Origin of the sequence: Legionella sp. W10-070 (assembly GCF_900640175.1) — a bacterium.
GTDB lineage: Bacteria > Pseudomonadota > Gammaproteobacteria > Legionellales > Legionellaceae > Tatlockia.
Genome location: NZ_CAAAJC010000051.1, coordinates 1 through 2,553 on the forward strand (window position 1 = coordinate 1; position 2,553 = coordinate 2,553).

The following is a 2,553-nucleotide window of genomic DNA, read 5'->3' on the forward strand; positions in this document are numbered from 1 at the left end:
ATCAAATCAATGTGGTTGGGATTTCAAGCTCTAGGAATTGCTGCAGAAATGTTCAAAAATGTTTTGTCAATAAAAACTTAGGGCCAATTGGAAGCATAAAGCGCGGAAAGTAGGCTCTGACTCCAATTGTCAACAAATTCCAGCAGCATCGCGACTTGACAATAAACTCATACCCCGGATTTTACTGGCGCGCCATCCGGCGCCACTCTCAAGGAAAAACCGCAGTTTTAATCGCACCTAATGCTGGTATTAAATTGATTTATATTCTTGAAAATGAGATCATACGTACAAATTATTATCAACGTTGTATATATGAATAATCCAAGATGTGCTGTGATCGGGGTAGGTTACCTGGGGCGTTTTCATGCGCAAAAATATCAGATGCTGCCAAACGCTGACCTGGTAGCGGTCTGTGACGCAAATGAGGAGACCTGTATTAACGTATCCGAAGAACTTGATGTGCCTGCTTATACTAACTACCATGACTTATTTGGAAAAGTAGATGCAGTCAGTATTGCTGCCACTACCAGCCAGCATTATCAAATTGCCAAAGAGTGCCTTGCACAAGGCATTCATGTGCTTATTGAAAAACCGATTACCGAAACCGTTGAAGAAGCGAATGAATTAATAGATCTGGCAAAGAGGCATCAAGCCAAATTGCAGGTAGGACATCTGGAACGATTCAATGCGGCTCGTCTGGCACTTGATGCTCATCTTGAGCAGCCGCTTTTTATTGAATCCCAGCGCTTGGCACCATTTAATCCACGGGGCACTGATGTCAATGTAATTCTTGATTTGATGATTCACGATATTGACATTATTCAAACCATTGTAAAAAGCCCCATTGTAAATATCGATGCCCAGGGCGCCCCTATTTTATCCAAATCAATTGATATCGCCAATGCTCGCCTGGTTTTTGAAAATCATTGCGTTGCAAACGTAACGGCTAGCCGGATTAGCTTTAAAACTGAACGTAAGACAAGAATATTTCAACCTAACTCCTATATTTCCATTGACTTTCAAAATAAGCAATTTGCTGTCTTTCAAAAGGGAGAAGGTGAAATGTTTCCCGGTATCCCCGAGATTACACGTCATCAATCAATTTTTGAAAAAGGAGACGCGCTGCTGGAAGAGATAAAAGCCTTTGTATCCAGCATTCAAAATAATACTGAACCATTGGTAACCGGAGAGGAAGGACGCGACGCGCTTGCAGTAGCAGCGCAAATTACTTCGTTGATTAATAATAATTTGAATTTCAGAAATGCCATCTAAGCGTATTGTCATTATTGCAGGTGAAGAATCTGGAGATATTCATGCTGCCGCCTTGGTAAAGCAGTTAAGTACCTGGGACAACAACCTGCAGATTAGTGGGATCGGGGGACGCCATATGCAGGAAGCAGGCGTTGACCTGATTAGCGATTTGGCTCGATATGGTGTTACTGGTCTTTCCGAGGTGGTTCGCCACCTGCAAGTTATTAAAAAGGCTTTTAAGAAAATTACCTCACACCTTAAAGCAACCAGGCCTGACTTGCTGATTCTTGTTGATTATCCTGGTTTCAATTTAAGGCTGGCAAAATTTGCTAAACAAGAGCTGGGCATCCGCATTTTATACTATATTAGTCCGCAAATCTGGGCATGGAAAGCGAACCGCATTAGGACGATTAAAGCCAATATTGATCGAATGGCAGTGATTCTCCCCTTTGAGAAAAAAATCTATCAGCAGGCCGGAGTCCCCGTTTCTTTTGTAGGCCATCCCCTGGTAGATAAAGTATACGATTGTTCCAATCAGGAAGAACTGCGCGCTGATTTAAATTTACCGACAGACAAACGCATTGTTGCCATGCTGCCGGGAAGCCGTACCCATGAAATTGAAAAGCATCTGCCGGTGCTTGTTGAAACCGCAAAAACTCTTGCCAGTGAGCATAGGGATTTACACTTCGTCATTCCCATTGCTGGAAGCTTGAGCCTTGAAAGTGTAAAGTCATACTTTAATAACACACATCTTCCAATTTCTTTTATATCAGGGAAAGCAACCCAGATTGTAGCCTGCAGCGATTGTGTCGTTGTTGCTTCTGGTACTGCTTCTCTGGAATGCGCTTTACAGCAAAAGCCGATGTGTATTATTTATAAATCCTCTCTATTAACCTACATTGCCGCAACCAAAGTGATTAAGGTGAAATACCTGGGTTTATGTAACCTGTTAAAAAATGAAATGATTGTGCCAGAATTGCTTCAGTACGATTGTAATGCCAAAGAATTAAGCCGAATTTTAAATGAGTTATTAACCGATCCAAATACTATTGAACGAATGACACAACGGCTTAAGCAATTAACATCTTCTCTCTCTTCTGAGGAGGCTGATTGCACTCTAGTCGACCTTGTGAAGCTGGAGCTTAACTCTGCGGTAGATAGAGTCTGTTGACATTTCAACTTAAACTGCCCGCTTCCCGCGCTTTATGCTTCCAATTGGCCCTAAGTTTTTATTGACAAAACATTTTTGAACATTTCTGCAGCAATTCCTAGAGCTTGAAATCCCAACCACATTGATTTGAT

The 2,553-nt window shown here is 41.8% G+C and carries 2 protein-coding genes; both read left to right on the top strand.

Annotated elements, in window-relative coordinates; translation table 11 throughout:
- Positions 1 to 312 precede the first annotated feature (312 nt).
- On the top strand, positions 313 to 1,272 hold the full coding sequence (locus E1O65_RS12355; RefSeq protein WP_133133897.1) for a Gfo/Idh/MocA family oxidoreductase: 960 nt from the start codon (positions 313 to 315) through the stop codon (positions 1,270 to 1,272).
- Positions 1,262 to 2,422 carry a lipid-A-disaccharide synthase gene (gene lpxB, locus E1O65_RS12360; protein WP_133133898.1) on the top strand — a complete coding sequence of 387 codons (1,161 nt, stop codon included), beginning with the start codon at positions 1,262 to 1,264 and terminating at the stop codon, positions 2,420 to 2,422. Before E1O65_RS12355 ends, lpxB begins: the two co-directional genes overlap by 11 nt.
- The last annotated feature ends 131 nt before the right edge of the window (positions 2,423 to 2,553 follow it).